The organism is Methylobacterium sp. AMS5 (assembly GCF_001542815.1).
Lineage (GTDB): Bacteria > Pseudomonadota > Alphaproteobacteria > Rhizobiales > Beijerinckiaceae > Methylobacterium.
This window is the reverse complement of the sequence record NZ_CP006992.1, coordinates 3,873,582-3,888,411: the sequence shown is the minus strand read 5'-3', so window position 1 is coordinate 3,888,411 and position 14,830 is coordinate 3,873,582. Positions and strand designations below refer to the sequence as shown.

Below are 14,830 nucleotides of genomic sequence, written 5' to 3'. Positions count from 1 at the left end.
TCTCCCCTCATCCTGAGGTGGCGGCGCGGAGCGTCGCCCTCGAAGGATCCTCCGGGGATCGCGCGGGATCCGGAGGATCCTTCGAAGCGGCTGCGCAGCACCTCAGGATGAGGATGCGGGTGGGACGAGCGTGAAGGTCAGGCTGCCTCGGCCCGGCGCTCGCGGGCGGCTTCCAGCGCGCGGACCCGCGGGATCACGTGCTCGCCGAAATATTGCACCTCCTCCTGGAAGTGCAGGAAGGCGAGCAGGGCGAGATCGACGCCGGCATCCTTGAGGGCGAGGATGCGCTCGGCGATCTGGTCGGGCGTGCCGATCAGGTTGGTCTTGAAGCCGTCGTTGTACTGGACGAGATCCTCGAAGCTGGATTTTGCCCAGTTGCCCTCGCCTTCGGGGGAGGCCTTACCGGCGTTCTTCACCTCGTGGCCGAAGGCCTTCACCGCGTCCGGATCGGCATTCTCGATGATCTCCTGAAGGACGGCGCGGGCCTCCTCCTCCGTCTCGCGGGCGATGACGAAGGCGTTGACGCCGACCTTCACGGAATGGCCGTTCGCCTGGGCCTTGGCGCGCAGATCCTCGACCTGCGCCCGCACGCCATCGGGCGTGTTGCCATTCGTAAAATACCAGTCGGAGACGCGGGCGGCCATGTCGCGGGCGGCGCGCGAGGAGCCGCCCTGGAAGATCTCCGGCAGGTTCGGCCCCGGCTTCGGCTTCAGGGTGTAGTTCGTGTAGCGGTAGAAGTCGCCGCGGAAGCTGAAGGCGTCCTGCGTCCAGATCCCGCGCAAGGACCGGATGAACTCCTCCGAGCGGCGGTAGCGCTCGTCGTGGTCGAGCCAGGGCTCGCCGATCGCCCGGAACTCGCCGGAGAACCAGCCCGAGACGATGTTGACCGCGATCCGTCCTTCCGTGAGCTGGGCGATCGTGGCGATCTGCTTGGCCGCGAGCGTCGGGTTCCAGGGGCCGGGCAGGATCGCGGCGATCACCGTCAGCCGGGTCGTGGCGGCGGCCAGCGCGTGGCTGAAGGCGACCGATTCGTGCTGGTACTCGGCACCGTAGCCGGCGGTGAAGCGGATCTGGGTCAGCGCGTAGTCGAAGCCCGCCGCCTCCGCGATCTGCGCGAGCTTGCGATTATAGTCCGCGTCCCAGCTCGTGCGCTGCGCGATCTTGCTGATGACGAGGCCGCCCGAGACGTTGGGCACCCAGTAGGCGAAGCGGATCGGTTCGGAGGCGGAGGACGGGTTTTGAAGCGACATGGTGGCGCGGCGCTCGCTTTGATCTGGAACAGTTCGAGATGAATGCGGTTTTTTCGGCTTCATCATCTTGTTGTGTCGGATCATTGCTGCGGAACAAGCTATCGTCAAAGGAATGATTGGGCGTTTTTTCAGCTCATCGCGAAAGCTCGTTCTTCATCGTACGGCATCCGGGCGAAGAACGTTGTCGTTGAATACGATCCGCCATCGAGACCCCTCCGAAACGAAAAGAGCCGCCCGGTCGGGGCGGCTCTCGGTCGATCGCCGATCGTGGTGGCGGGTCTTCAGTAGACGCCGCCGGCCTGGGCGGCGGCGCCGGCATCGGGCGGCACCGCGGCGGGGGCGGCCGGGGCGACGTAGGAGTCCGGCGGGGCGGTGCCGGGCTTGAACGCCTCCAGAATCGTGCCGCCGCCCTCGCCCGAGCCGGCGCGGGTGCCGGACGACGCATTGACGCGGATCAGCTTGATCCCCGCCGGCACGCGGAACGGGGTCGGCGGCTTGTCCTTGAGCGCCACCTTCAGGAAGTCGAGGACGATGGGGGCGGCGAGCCCGCCACCGGTCGCCCGGTCGCCGAGCGAGCGCGGCTTGTCGAAGCCGAGATAGACGCCGACCGCGAGATCGGGGGAGAAGCCCACGAACCACGCATCCTTGGCGTCGTTCGTCGTGCCGGTCTTGCCCGCGAGCGGCTTGCCGATCTGCTTGAGCAGGGTTGCGGTGCCGCGCTGGACCACGCCCTCCATGATCGAGACCATCTGGTAGGCGGTGAGCGGGTCGAGCACCTGCTCGGACTCGTCCACGAGCTTGGGCTCGTCCTGGCCCGACCACTTCTCCGCGTCGCAGCCGACGCATTTGCGGTTGTCGTGGCGGTAGATCGTCTCGCCGGTGCGGTCCTGGATGCGGTCGATCAGGGTCGGGCGGATGCGGCGCCCCCCGTTGGCGAGCATCGAGTAGGCGGTGACCATGCGCATCACCGTGGTCTCGCCGGCGCCCAGCGACATCGGCAGCACCGGCAGCAGGTCGTCGTAGACGCCGAAGCGGCGGGAATACTCGGCGATCAGCGGCATGCCGATATCCTTGGCCAGCCGCACCGTCATCAGGTTCTTCGAGTGCTCGATGCCGTAGCGCAGGGTGTGCGGACCGCCGGACTTGCCATCGTAGTTCGAGGGCGACCACGCCTCCTGGCCGGGGCCGGCCTCGATGGTGATCGGCGCATCCTGCACCACCGAGGACGGGGTGTAGCCGTTGTCGAGCGCCGCCGAGTAGACGATCGGCTTGAACGACGAGCCGGGCTGGCGCATCGCCTGCGTCGCGCGGTTGAACTCGGATTCCTCATACGAGAAGCCGCCGACCATGGCGTGGACGCGCCCCGTATACGGGTCCATCGCGACGATGGCGCCCGACACTTCGGGCTTCTGGCGCAGGCGGTAGGTGCCCTTGGCCGGATCGATCGCCTCGACATAGACCACGTCGCCGGGCTTGACCGCGGTGGCGACGGCGCGGCCGGTCCACTTCACGCCCTCGGCGGTGATCGCGCCGGTCTCGCGCTCCTTCGAGAGGGCGCCGCCGGCCTCGCGCTTGGGCTGGAGCCCGATCTGCGCCACGCCGCCATTGGTGTTCAGCACCACGGCGAGCCGCCAGGGGGCGATGTCGCCGAGCGCGGGCATCTCGGCCACCGCCAGGCCCCAGTCGCGGCCGGTGAGATCGACCTTATGCTCGGCCCCGCGCCAGCCGCGGCCCTGATCGTAGCGCACGAGGCCGTCGATGAACGCCTTGCGCGCGAGCGCCTGCATCTTCGGGTCGAGGGTGGCGCGCACCGAGAGGCCGCCCTCGTAGAGCTTGCTCTGGCCGTAGCGCTCGGAGATCTCGCGGCGGACCTCCTCGGTGAAGTAGTTGGCGTTGGCCGCGTTCGGGAAGGCGACGCGCGGGTTGACGCCGAGCGGCTGCTTCTTGGCCTCGGTGCCCTCCTCGGCGGTGATGTAGCCGTTCTGGGCCATCAGGCCGATGATCTCGTTGCGCCGCGCCAGCGCCTGCTGCGTGCGCCGGTAGGGGTGGTAGTTGTTCGGCCCCTTGGGCAGCGCGGCGAGATAGGCCGCCTCGTTGATCGTCAGCTCGTGGACGGACTTGCCGAAGTAATCCAGGGCCGCCGCCGCGACGCCGTGCAGGTTGCGGCCGGGGACGATGGTGCCGAGAAAAATCTCGTTGAGGTAGAGTTCGAGGATCTTGTCCTTCGAATAGGCCGACTCGATCCGCAGCGCGATCAGCGCTTCCTTGATCTTGCGGTCGTAGGTCTGCTCGGCCGAGAGCAGGAAGTTCTTGGCCACCTGCTGGGTGATGGTCGAGGCGCCCTGCTTCTTGCCGGACTGGGCGTTGGTGAGGATCGCGCGGACGATGCCCTCGGGGTCGATGCCGCCGTGCTTGTAGAAGTTCTTGTCCTCGGCCGAGAGGAAGGCGGCGACGACGATCTTCGGCATCGCCTGGATCGGCAGGTAGAGCCGGCGCTCGTGGGCGTACTCGGCCAGAAGCGAGCCGTCCGCGGCGTGGACGCGGGTCATCACCGGCGGCTCGTAATTGGCGAGCGCGGCGTGGTCGGGCAGGTCCTGGCTGTACTTCCAGTAGAAGAACGCGCCGACCGCGGCGGCGAGGCAGAACACCACCGCGCCGGCCGAGAACAGGAAGGCGAAGAATCGCAGGATGAAACGCATCCGGGGTCCGTTCCGTCGCTCGTCCGCTGCGCGCCGATGAAGGCCAAGCGCGAGGGCCTGCCGCGGGCACTGGTGAGGCCCCGCGTGGCCGCGCCTCTTGTCAGGCGGACGGGGGGCTCGTCGAGCCCCGTATCGACACCGGCTCTATGGTGAAACTGGGGCGATGCAAGGGGACCGCTCGAAAGCGATCCCCTTAAGCTTTTGTCCGCCTCAGTGTTTCTCACGAAACGCCCGCCGCGCTGTCATCGCCAGAACGGGAACGGTCAGAGACCGGGAGTTTTGTGAGGCACTCTCAGTCGCCGGCGCCCGCCTCCGCGGGCCGTCTCGGTTCCTTGGGCTCTCGCTCCGCTCGACGCCTCGGCAAAGGCCGAGGCGCTCTTCGCGCCGTGGAGCCGTGTCCGGCTCCTCAGGGTCGGAACGCGATCGCGCTTTTCCCGTTCTCGGCGGAGCGCGCTCCGAACGCCGCCGGACGCGAAAGCGTGGCCCGGCCGGAGAAGAACAGGTCCACGGCCTTGGCCATCGAACCCGTCACCCGCATGCGCCACTCTTCCGATTGCAGCTTCTCGAGGTCGCTCTTGCTCGACAGGTAGCCGAGTTCGATCAGCACGGAGGGCACGTCGGGGGAGCGCAAAACCTTGAAGCCGGCCTCGCGGTGGGGCTTCGTGCTCATCTCCATCACCGGGGAGAGCTGGCCCATCAGCCGGCCGGCAAAGCCCGAGGAGAAGCCGCGGGTCTCGCGCAGGGTCAGTTCCTGGAGGATGTCGGCGACCTCCGCCGGGGCCTCGCCGGATTCGGTGCCGGCGGCGGCGTCGGCCCGGTTCTCGCGCTCGGCGAGCTTAGCGGACTCGTTGTCGGTCGCCCGCTCCGAGCCGGTATAGATCGTGGCGCCCTTCACCTGGGGTGCGGCCGAGATCGAATCGGCATGGATCGAGACGAACAGGTCGGCCTTCGCCTCGCGGGCGATGCGCACCCGCTCGGCCAGGGGCACGAACACGTCGCGGTCGCGGGTCATCAGCAGGCGGTAGCGGCCGGTCTGTTCCAGGCGCTCGGCAAAGGATTGGGCGAAGCCGAACACGATGTCCTTCTCGAACACCCCCGTGGCGGCGATGGCGCCGGGATCGGTGCCGCCGTGGCCGGCATCGATGACGATGAGCGGGCGCGTGTCGGCGGTCTCGCGCACGGGCGCGGCCTTGCCCGCGGCGGCCGGGCTCGGATCGCCCGCCACCGCCGCCTTGCGGAAGGTGTCGCGATCGACCTTGCGGAAGGGAATCGAGACCAGCACCGCGCCCTCGCGGGTCTTGACCGTCTCGATCGGCTCGACCACGGCGGGCCCGGCGAGGTCGACCACGATGCGCGAGCGGCCCGGGGCGAACAGGCCGTAGCGGAACGAGGCGATGGCGCCGTCGCGCTTGCGGCCGCTCATCTTGCCCGGCTCCTGATCGAGCTGGAAATTGACCTCGGGCAGGTCGATCACCGCCCGGTCCGGCCGCTCCATCACGAAGGCGCGGGCCTCGACCGCCTTCGACAGGGTGAGGGTGAGCCGGGTCGTGCCGTCCCGGGTCGCGGTCTCGGCGGCGATCGCCACCGCCGCGCCGCCGGGCTGCTGGCTGCCGGGGCCGTCTTGAGCCGGCGCGGGGCCGGCGGCCAGCACCAGGCCGCCCGCGAGCGCGAGGACGGCGATGGGGCGGACGAGTCCGGTGCGGGGCAGGCGGGTGCTGTGCGGCATCGGGCGGCCAAGGGTCCGGGGAAGCCTCCGATACGAGATACGGCCGAGATGGTTAACCGTTCCTCACTTCGCCCCCGCCGATCCCGGCGCCGCTGTTGTGCCGGAGCGACACTGCCTGTCGCCACCCGTGTCCTGCCCTTCCCCTCCCCCTCCCCCTCCCCTGCCATCCCGACGGGATGTTCCGCCGTCCCGACGGATTTCGCCGGGTTCAAGCCCGTGGGGCGGTCTCCGGTTGTGGTCTGCCGGTTCACGGGAACGTGCGCGCGATGGCGCGCGCTCGTGACGAAGTGGCGATGGCCGTCATACGGAACCCTTGCAATTCTCCCGCGACACTCTGTAATGATACCGACCCCATTCCCGGGTTGGCGCTTCGGCGGCCCCTGGGCGCGCCCGGGGCATGTCGGCGCCCACCTCGCTCGAATCAGCAGCGTCAGTCGGCGCCTCCCGGCATCCGGGCGGGTGTCACGGCATTCGCGGCCTCCCGATCATCCGGGGCGGTCGTGCCCATGAAATCTGTACGGGCCGCTTGCCGGCCCACCATCTTCGCGAGGCCGGATCAGGATGGGAGGACGCACAGCATCGGTTGCCGCTGCTCGTGCCGAAGGCGCGCGGTTTTCGCGTCGCCTCGCCCCTTCCGTCGCCCCGGCCCTGTTCAACCCCCACCGCGCCGATGCCCGGCGCGTCAAGGCGGTTGACGGCAATCCCCTCCCCGCATCCACCGCGACCTCGGCGACGAGGCCGGCACGCGCCCATCTCCTTCCGGCCCGCAGGCCGGGGGCGGCGCCGCCGGGACCAAGCGGCGCGAGCGTGAGGAGAACGACGTCGGCCGCCATGTCGAAAGCACGTCATGGCCAACAACAAGATGCTCATCGATGCGATGCATCCGGAGGAGACCCGGGTCGTCACAGTCCAAGGCTCGCGGGTCGAGGAATTTGATTTCGAGGCGGCCAACCGCCGGCCTCTGAGGGGCAACATCTATCTCGCCAAGGTCACCCGCGTGGAGCCCTCGCTCCAGGCGGCCTTCGTCGAGTATGGCGGCAACCGCCACGGCTTCCTCGCCTTCAACGAGATCCACCCCGACTACTACCAGATCCCGATGGCCGACCGCCTCGCGCTGATCGAGGCCGAGGCGCGCGAGGAAGAGGAGCACCGCGAGCGCGAGGAGCGCCGTCCGCCGCGGGGCCGCCGCTCGCGCGGGCGCCGGGCCGAGGCCCGCGGCTCGCGCCACGACGACACGGTGAAGTCGCAGGACGCGGGGTCCGAGGCGGTCTCCGAGAACGACGCGATCACCGGTGAGGGCCGGTCCGCCGACGCGCCCGCGCCGGAGGCGATCGAGGCCGTGCGCGCCGCCCTCGTGGAGGAACGCGGCGAGGGCGACGCGGCCTCCGCCCCGGTCGAGGCCGGGGGCGATGCCTCCGCGAGCCTGCCCGAGGCGGCGCTGGAGCCCGGCGCGCCCGCCGAGGAGGCGCCGGCCGCCGACGCCGCTCCCGCGCAGGACACCGGGGTCGAGCCGTCCGACATCGCCGCGATCTCCGAGGCGCCGAACCCGCCCGTCGCGGATGCCGAGCCGTCGGCCGAGGCCGAGACGGTCGAGCCGCAGCCGGTCGCCGCCACCGCGCCGCTCTCCCAGGCCGAGGCCGAAGAGGCCGAAGAGGCCGAAGCCGAGTCCGACGAGGACGGAGAGAGCGACGAATCGGACGACGAGGATGCGGAGGACGACGAGTCCGACGACGACGAGGATGAGGACGACGACGAGTCCGAGGACGAGGATTCGGACGACGAGGATGACGACGAGGAATCCGAGGACGGCGAGCCGCGCGTCGCGCAGGTCGGCGGCTCGGGCGATGCGCTCGCCGAGATCCCCGAGCGTCCGCGCGCCTATCGCCGCCACTACAAGATCCAGGAGGTGATCAAGCGCCGCCAGATCATCCTCGTCCAGGTCGTCAAGGAAGAGCGCGGCACCAAGGGCGCGGCGCTCACCACCTACCTGTCGCTGGCCGGCCGCTACTCGGTGCTGATGCCCAATACCGGCCGGGGCGGCGGCATCTCGCGCAAGATCACCTCGGCCGCCGACCGCAAGCGCCTCAAGGAAGTGGTCGCCGACCTCGACGTGCCGGACGGGATGGGGATCATCCTGCGCACGGCCGGCGCCTCGCGCACCAAGCCCGAGATCAAGCGCGACTTCGAGTACCTGATGCGCCTGTGGGAGAGCGTGCGCGAGCTGACGCTGTCCTCGACCGCCCCGGCGCTCGTCTACGAGGAGGGCTCGCTGATCAAGCGGGCGATCCGCGACCTCTACAACAAGGATCTCGACGAGGTTCTGGTCTCGGGCGAGGACGCCTACCGCGAGGCCAAGGACTTCATGCGGATGCTGATGCCCGGCCAGTCCAAGGTCGTGAAGCCCTACCGCGATCCGACGCCGATCTTCGCCCGCTACGGTGTCGAGCAGCAGCTCGACGCGATGTTCTCCACCCACGTCGCCCTGCGTTCCGGCGGCTACCTCGTCATCAACCCGACCGAGGCGCTGGTCTCGATCGACGTGAACTCGGGCCGCGCCACCCGCGAGCACGACATCGAGGACACCGCGCTCAAGACGAACCTCGAGGCGGCCGAAGAGGTCGCCCGACAGGTGCGCCTGCGCGATCTCGCCGGCCTCGTCGTGATCGACTTCATCGACATGGAGGAGAAGCGCAACAACCGGGCGGTCGAGAAGCGGCTCAACGAGGCGCTCAAGAACGACCGGGCGCGCATCCAGGTCGGGCGGATCTCGCCCTTCGGCCTCCTGGAGATGAGCCGCCAGCGCATCCGCACCGGCGTGCTCGAATCCTCCTCGATCCCCTGCGCCCATTGCGGCGGCTCGGGTTTCGTGCGGGCGACCTCCTCGGTGGCGCTGCACATCCTGCGCTCGATCGAGGAGGTGCTGCTCAAGTCGGCGAGCCACAACGTCGTGCTGCGCACCCGCACCGAAACCGCGCTCTACATCCTCAACCAGAAGCGGGCGCACCTGTTCGATCTCGAGCAGCGCTTCTCGGTGACGATCACCATCTCCGCCGACGACCGGCTCGTGGCGACCTCCGCCTTCCAGCTCGAACGCGGTGAGCCGGCGGTCAAGCACGAGGGCCCGGTGACGGGCGTGCGCGCCGTGGCGATCTCGCCGGTCTACGAGGCCGAGGAGTTCGAGGACGAGGCGATCGAGAGCCAGGAGACCGAAGAGGTCGAGACCGAGGTCGAAGCGGAGGCCGAGGGCGCATCCGAGGAGCGCCCGGCCGCCGATGCGTCCGAGGAGGGCGGTGGCCGTCGCCGCCGTCGCCGTCGCCGTCGCGGTGGTCGCACCTCCGGTGAGGGCGAGGCCCGCGCGCGGGACGAGGACGGGACCAACAGCGAGGACGGGACCGACAGCGAGGACGGGACCGACAGCGAGGACGGCGTGGAAGACGGCGACGATGTGCCCGATTCCGGGCCGGAGACCGCCGAGGCGGCTCTCGGCGCCGCGGCCGAGCCGGACGAGACCGCATCGGACGCCGACGCCAACGGCGAGGACGCCAATGGACGCCGCCGTCGCCGCGGGCGCCGGGGCGGTCGCGGCCGCGGCCGGACCGAGCGCAACGGCCGTTCGGATTCCGAGCAGGATTCCGAGGCGGACGAGGCCGGAGCGGTGCGGGCCACGGAGGATTCCGAGGCGCATCCCGAGGAGACGGCCACCGATACCCTGCCGGTCGGCCCCGAGGAGCCGTTCAGCGATGCCGACGTGAGCACGGTCTCTCTCGCCGCCGAGAACGGCGCCGCGGCCGAGCTGCCGCCGGTCGTCCGCGCGTCGGAGGTCGAGCCGATCCAGGCCGAGTACTTCGCGGACGCCGCGACCGAAGCGGCAGCGCCCGCTCCGGCCGCCGCCGAGCCCGCGCCGGAGCCCGTCGCGGTGGTGCTGACGCCGCCGGACCCGAACCGTCCCAAGCGGGCCGGCTGGTGGTCGCGCACCAAGGCGGCGCTGTCGGGCGAGTGAGGTAAGGCGCGGGATCGCCGATCCCGCGCACGGCTCCGGACGCATCTTGACGCTTGCGAAGCGGGGTCCGGCTCAGCCGGGCCCCGCTTCGCGTATCAGGGGGGTATGATCCGGTGCGTTCCACGGGCCTTCCGACGGATAGGTCTGCGGTGCGCAGGCGTTCGGAAAGGCCGGGTGCTGCACGATACCGGAGCCGGCGGCTCAGCCCAGCCAACCCTTCAGCCGCGCCACCGCCTCGGCGCATTCGGCGTTCGAGCCGGCGAAGGAGAAGCGGATGTGGTGGCCGCCCTCCTCCGGGTCGAAGTCGAGGCCCGGCGTCGCGGCGACGCCCGCCTCCTCCAGCATCCGCCGGCAGAAGGCGCTCGCGTCGTCGGTGTGCCGGGCGATGTCGGCGTAGAGATAGAAGGCCCCGTCCACCGGGTGGATGTCGCTGAAGCCGAGGGATGGCAGCGCGTCGAGGAGCAGGGCGCGGTTGGCCGCGTAGCCCTCGCGGATCGCGACGATCTCGTCGAGCGTGTCGAAGGCGGCGAGCGCCGCGACCTGCGAGAGATAGGGCGCCGAGATGTAGAGGTTCTGCGCCAGCCGCTCGATCCCGCGGACCAGCGCCTCGGGCACCACCATCCAGCCGACCCGCCAGCCGGTCATGCAGTAGAATTTCGAGAAGGAGTTGATGACCAGCGCGTTCGCATCGAATTGCAGCGCGGTCGCCGTCGGCACGCCGTAGCTGAGGCCGTGATAGATCTCGTCGGAGATAAAGGGCAGCGAGAGCGCCCGCGCCGTGGCGCAGAGTTCGGCAAGCCGGGTCGGCTCGATCACCGTGCCGGACGGGTTGGCCGGGCTCATCACCAGCAGGCCGGAGAGGGGCTGCGCCGCATGGACCGCGCGCAGCAGTGCGGGGGTCGGGGCGTAGCGGTCCTCCGCGCGCAGGGTCAGCGGCTGCGGGATCAGGTCGAGGGCGCGCAGGATGCCGTCATAGGCCGGGTAGCCGGGGCGCGGCACGCCGATCCGGGCGCCCGCATCGAACAGGGCGAGGAAGGCCAGCACGAAACCCGCCGAGGAGCCCGTCGTCACCACCACCCGCTCCGGCGAGAGGCTGACGCCGTAGGTTTCGGCGTAGTGCCGGGCGATACGCTCGCGTAGGCGCGGAAGCCCGAGCGCTTCGGTGTAGGGGATGCGCCCGTCGGCGAGCGCTCCTTGCGCCGCCGCGATCACCGCGCGGGGCGCGGGCGCCGAGGGCTGGCCGACCTCCATGTGGACGACGCCCTCCCCGCGCCGCTCGCGGGCGCCGGCGGCGGCCATCACGTCCATCGCCAGGAAGGGCGCCACGGCCTGGGCGCGGCGCGAGAGGACGGGATCGGGGCTCAAAGGCGAGGCTCCTCACGGGAGAGGCGGGACCCCGGTCAGGTAGACCCTGCCGGCGCCCCGCTCAACCGCGGGAGGCGTCTGCCAAGTGAGCTGCGCCCGGCCGATGACGAGGCCGGCGTCTCCAGCTCTTTATTTTGACGCGCATCCTTTCGACGAACCGGGCGCCACTTCGTCGGAATGCGCTCTGGATGCCGCCGCGCACATCCCCCGATTCGAGGCCGATGGCGGACGGGGCCGCGTGTGGGCGCCCTGTGAAGCGGGCCGGATCCGCCGCGCGGGAGCTCCGCTTCAGGGCACCGTCTGCACCGCCCGGCCGAAGGCCTGCACCAGCCCGCCCTCGAGCTTGCCCTGCATGCCCGACAGGATCGAGAGCGCGTCGCGGCTCGACATCGGCGCCTTGTAGGGGCGTCGCTCGATCAGGGCGGCATAGATGTCGCAGATCGTCAGCAGCCGCACGGGGTCGCCGATCGCGTCGGCGCAGAGCTTGTCCGGGTAGCCCGAACCGTCGAGCATCTCGTGATGGTGGCGCGTCACCGCGAGCGTGACCGCGTCGCAGCCGCCGGACTCCGTCAGAATCTCGTGGCCGATCGGCGCATGGGTCTGCATCACGGCCCTCTCGTCGTCGTCGAGCCGGCCGGGCTTGTTGAGGACGGCGAGCGGGATGCGCGACTTGCCCACGTCATGCACCAGCGCGGCGCGGGTCATGAGCTGTTTGTCCGCGGCGGAGAGGCCGAGGCTGTGGGCGAAGGCGGCGACGACGCCGGAGACCAGCAGGCAGTGCTGGAAGGTCACGTCGTCATGCGCCCACACCTCGTCGAGCCAGCGCGACAGGCCGCCCTCGTGGATCGCGTCGAGCACCGGGGCGATGCCCCGCTCGACGCTCGGCATGTCGATCGGGCCGGACTGCGCCGATTCGAACAGGCGCGTCATCAGCGTGCCCGCCCGCTCGGTCTCGCGGGTCACCACGAGGTCGGCCACCGACTTCTCGGGCCAGACCTCGCGCACCAGCGAGCCGACGATCATGCGTGGCTCGGCCAGCGCCGACAGGCACAGGGTGGCGCCGAGGTTGCGCGCCTCGTTGAAGGCGGATTGCTCGTGGCCGCGGGTCAGGCAGATCAGAGGGGTACGCGCGCGCCCGGGACGGTTCGCCAGCAAGCGCAGGCAGCGCTTGGCTTCGGGGCGGTTCAGGGTGATGTCGGCGATCACACCGCGGAAGAGGCCGATCCGGTCCCAGGTCTCATCGGTGCCCACGACCCGGCACTCGGTGACCGCGCGCACGGCCTCCACCAAGTCCTGGCTACGATCCGGGCGGTCGCTCAGCACGACGATCACGCTGCCCTCCCCGTTCCGGCCGCATCCTAGCTTTCCCGGAATTTGAATTGCATCATTTAGCAAATTACTAAGATCGAACGACTTTCGGTTGAGCCGCAGGACGGGGCGGTCGCCGCGAAATCGCCGCAGCCCGGGAGCAGGAACGGCGCGAGGCCCTTCAGGGCGTTCCCGTCCGGATCAGATTCGGGTCGGCGCGACGGATGCGCCGTGCCATAGTTTCGTCGGCGGGGCCGGTGGGAACGCCTTGTCGATGGTCCCGGCCGGGATGTCGTCCCCGACATGCATTTCGAGGTATCGATGAAGCTCTTCCGCTCCGTTTCCGTCTTCGCCCTCGCCGGCGGCCTTGCGCTCGGTGCGGCCGTCGGCGCCCGCGCGGAGGATGCCGCCCCCTTCACCGACGCCCAGCGCAAGGCGATCGAGGGGATCGTCAAGGACTACCTCGTCAAGAACCCCGACGTGCTGCAGGAGGCGATCGCCGAGGGCGAGCGCCGCGCTCAGGAGACGCAGAAGCTCGCTCAGGCCGCCGCGCTGAAGGAGTCGCGCGAGGCGCTGACGAACTCGCCCCACGGCATCGTCGCCGGCAACCCGAACGGCGACGTCACCGTGGTCGAGTTCTTCGACTACAATTGCGGCTATTGCCGCAAGGCCTTCACCGACGTGCAGACCCTGATCAAGTCCGATCCGAAGCTGCGCGTGGTGCTCAAGGACTTCCCCGTGCTCGGCGCCGAATCGCTGGAGGCGAGCCGGATCGCGCTCGCGGCCAAGCTGCAGCTCAAGCCGGAGAAGATGTTCGACTTCCACGCCAAGCTGCTCGAGACCAAGGGCCGCATCAACGGCGAGCGGGCGATCGCCGTGGCCAAGGAATTCGGTGCCGACGTGGAGCGCCTGAAGAAGGACGCGCAGGGGCCGGAGGTGAAGGCCGCCCTCACCGAGAACGTCGGCCTCGGCGACAAGCTCAGCCTCTCGGGCACCCCCGCCTTCGTCATCGGCGACGAGATCCTGCCCGGCGCGGTCGGCGTCGAGCCGATGCGCAAGACCATCAGCGACATCCGCCAATGCGGCCACGCGAGCTGCTGAGCCGACCGACTCGGTTGGGCGCGTGAAGCGGGGCTGGCGAAGGGGCGATCACCCAAACGGGGATCGTGCCGTTCGTCGGGCGCGATCAGGGCAACCGCTCCCGAGCGATTCCTGGGCCCGGTGCGGATCGACCGCACCGGGCCCTTTTTCGTCAGGCCGCCGCGGGGCGGGGATCGCTCCGGAGCGGGCGCTCGCCGCGGATGCCGGGCTCGTTGCCGGCCTCGGGCCGTGCCTGGCCGCCGGGATAGGGCGGATCGGGGTTCACCCACTCCGCCCGCTGGCGCGGCAGGGCGCAAGGGTGCTCCTTCTGCAGGAAGCCGATCATCTTCTCGCGCACCTCGCAGCGCAGGTCCCAGGTCTGCGGCGCGTTGCGGGCGCTCACCAGCATCCGCAGCTCGATCACGCCCTCGCGCGCGTCCGAGACCTGCAGGTTGACCACGTTGCCGTCCCAGAGCCGGGACGCCCCGGCGATCCGCCGCAATTCCGTGCGCATCGCCTCGATCGGCGCCCTGTGATCGACGTAGAGGAACACGGAGCCGATCAGCGAGGCGCCCTCTCGGGTCCAGTTCTGGAACGGCTTCTGGATGAAGTCGGTCAGCGGCAGGACGAGGCGGCGCCAGTCCCACAGCCGCACGACGACATAGGTCGCGTTGATCTCCTCGACCCAGCCCCACTCGTTCTCGACGATGACCGCGTCCTCGATCCGGATCGGCTGGGTGATGGCGATCTGGATGCCCGCCACGAGGTTGGAGAGCACCGGCTGCATCGCCAGCCCGAGGATCAACCCGGCCGCGCCCGCCGAGGCGAGCAGGCTCACCCCGTATTGCCGCACCGGCTCGAAGGTCATCAGCACGATGGCGGTGGTGACGAGGGCGACCAGCGTCAACGCCGCCCGTTCGAGGATGCGCATCTGCGTGAAGTGCTTGCGGGCGAGCAGGTTGTCTTCCGCATCGAGCTTGAACCGGCGCAGGTAGATCACCGTGGCGATGTGGATCGCGGTGGCGCAGGTCCAGCCCGCCAGCGTCACGAAGGCGACGAGCAGCACCTGATTGAGGACGAGCCGGATCTGCCACGTCAGCGGCGCGGTGGAGACCGCGAGCGCCAGACTGATGACCAGCAGCGCGAGCCGGCTCGGCCCCCGGGTGCGTGACGCCAGCGAGCGCCAGAACAGGCTCTTCCCGCTCACAGCCCTTTGCGCGAAGCGGTAGGCCACCCCGTGCAGGGGCAGCACCAGCACGCAGCAGCCGGCCAGCAGGATCGGGCTCGCGACCCACCAGGGCAACTGCACGATCCAGCCGATCAACTGATCGAAGAATGCGCGAACTTCCGCCATCGATCACCTCCTCGTCAGGGAGCAATGATCGCTGCCGGGCACGGTTCC

8 protein-coding genes are annotated in these 14,830 nt (G+C 70.0%); 2 read left to right on the top strand and 6 right to left on the bottom strand.

The window, feature by feature from the left end; all coding sequences use genetic code 11:
- Positions 1-137: 137 nt before the first annotated feature.
- The 3 genes from sfnG to Y590_RS17500 form a co-directional block, all read right to left on the bottom strand.
- Entirely contained in the window at positions 138-1,250 is a 1,113-nt protein-coding gene (gene sfnG, locus Y590_RS17510; protein ID WP_060770968.1) for a dimethylsulfone monooxygenase SfnG, read from the bottom strand.
- A 281-nt stretch (positions 1,251-1,531) separates the two neighbouring features.
- Positions 1,532-3,949 (bottom strand): penicillin-binding protein 1A, encoded by a 2,418-nt coding sequence (locus Y590_RS17505; RefSeq protein ID WP_060770967.1) that lies wholly within the window; start codon positions 3,947-3,949, stop codon positions 1,532-1,534.
- Between the two features lie 406 nt (positions 3,950-4,355).
- Positions 4,356-5,675: an N-acetylmuramoyl-L-alanine amidase gene (locus Y590_RS17500; RefSeq protein ID WP_060770966.1), complete on the bottom strand. Its 1,320-nt coding sequence runs from the start codon at positions 5,673-5,675 to the stop codon at positions 4,356-4,358.
- An 847-nt stretch (positions 5,676-6,522) separates the two neighbouring features.
- Between Y590_RS17500 and Y590_RS17495 the strand changes: the two genes are divergently transcribed.
- Positions 6,523-9,675, top strand: coding sequence for an Rne/Rng family ribonuclease (locus Y590_RS17495; protein ID WP_060770965.1), 3,153 nt, complete (start codon positions 6,523-6,525; stop codon positions 9,673-9,675).
- A gap of 201 nt (positions 9,676-9,876) precedes the next feature.
- On the opposite strand, the gene Y590_RS17490 is transcribed toward Y590_RS17495, so the two are convergent.
- Both Y590_RS17490 and Y590_RS17485 read right to left on the bottom strand, forming a co-directional pair.
- A complete protein-coding gene (locus Y590_RS17490) occupies positions 9,877-11,040 on the bottom strand; it encodes a pyridoxal phosphate-dependent aminotransferase (RefSeq protein ID WP_060770964.1) in 1,164 nt (387 codons plus the stop codon).
- A 288-nt stretch (positions 11,041-11,328) separates the two neighbouring features.
- Complete coding sequence (locus Y590_RS17485; protein ID WP_060770963.1) at positions 11,329-12,372, bottom strand: HD-GYP domain-containing protein; 1,044 nt, start codon at positions 12,370-12,372, stop codon at positions 11,329-11,331.
- Positions 12,373-12,669: 297 nt separating this feature from the next.
- Between Y590_RS17485 and Y590_RS17480 the strand changes: the two genes are divergently transcribed.
- Positions 12,670-13,449, top strand: coding sequence for a DsbA family protein (locus tag Y590_RS17480; protein ID WP_003604931.1), 780 nt, complete (start codon positions 12,670-12,672; stop codon positions 13,447-13,449).
- A gap of 151 nt (positions 13,450-13,600) precedes the next feature.
- On the opposite strand, the gene Y590_RS17475 is transcribed toward Y590_RS17480, so the two are convergent.
- Positions 13,601-14,782 carry a mechanosensitive ion channel family protein gene (locus Y590_RS17475; RefSeq protein ID WP_060770962.1) on the bottom strand — a complete coding sequence of 394 codons (1,182 nt, stop codon included), beginning with the start codon at positions 14,780-14,782 and terminating at the stop codon, positions 13,601-13,603.
- Positions 14,783-14,830 lie beyond the last annotated feature (48 nt).

Bases quoted from the DNA above. Each gene is read 5' to 3' on its own strand.
- sfnG (WP_060770968.1), bottom strand. From the start codon at position 1,250: ATGTCGCTTCAAAACCCGTCCTCCGCCTCCGAACCGATCCGCTTCGCC.
- Y590_RS17505 (WP_060770967.1), bottom strand. From the start codon at position 3,949: ATGCGTTTCATCCTGCGATTCTTCGCCTTCCTGTTCTCGGCCGGCGCG.
- Y590_RS17500 (WP_060770966.1), bottom strand. From the start codon at position 5,675: ATGCCGCACAGCACCCGCCTGCCCCGCACCGGACTCGTCCGCCCCATC.
- Y590_RS17495 (WP_060770965.1), top strand. From the start codon at position 6,523: ATGGCCAACAACAAGATGCTCATCGATGCGATGCATCCGGAGGAGACC.
- Y590_RS17480 (WP_003604931.1), top strand. From the start codon at position 12,670: ATGAAGCTCTTCCGCTCCGTTTCCGTCTTCGCCCTCGCCGGCGGCCTT.
- Y590_RS17475 (WP_060770962.1), bottom strand. From the start codon at position 14,782: ATGGCGGAAGTTCGCGCATTCTTCGATCAGTTGATCGGCTGGATCGTG.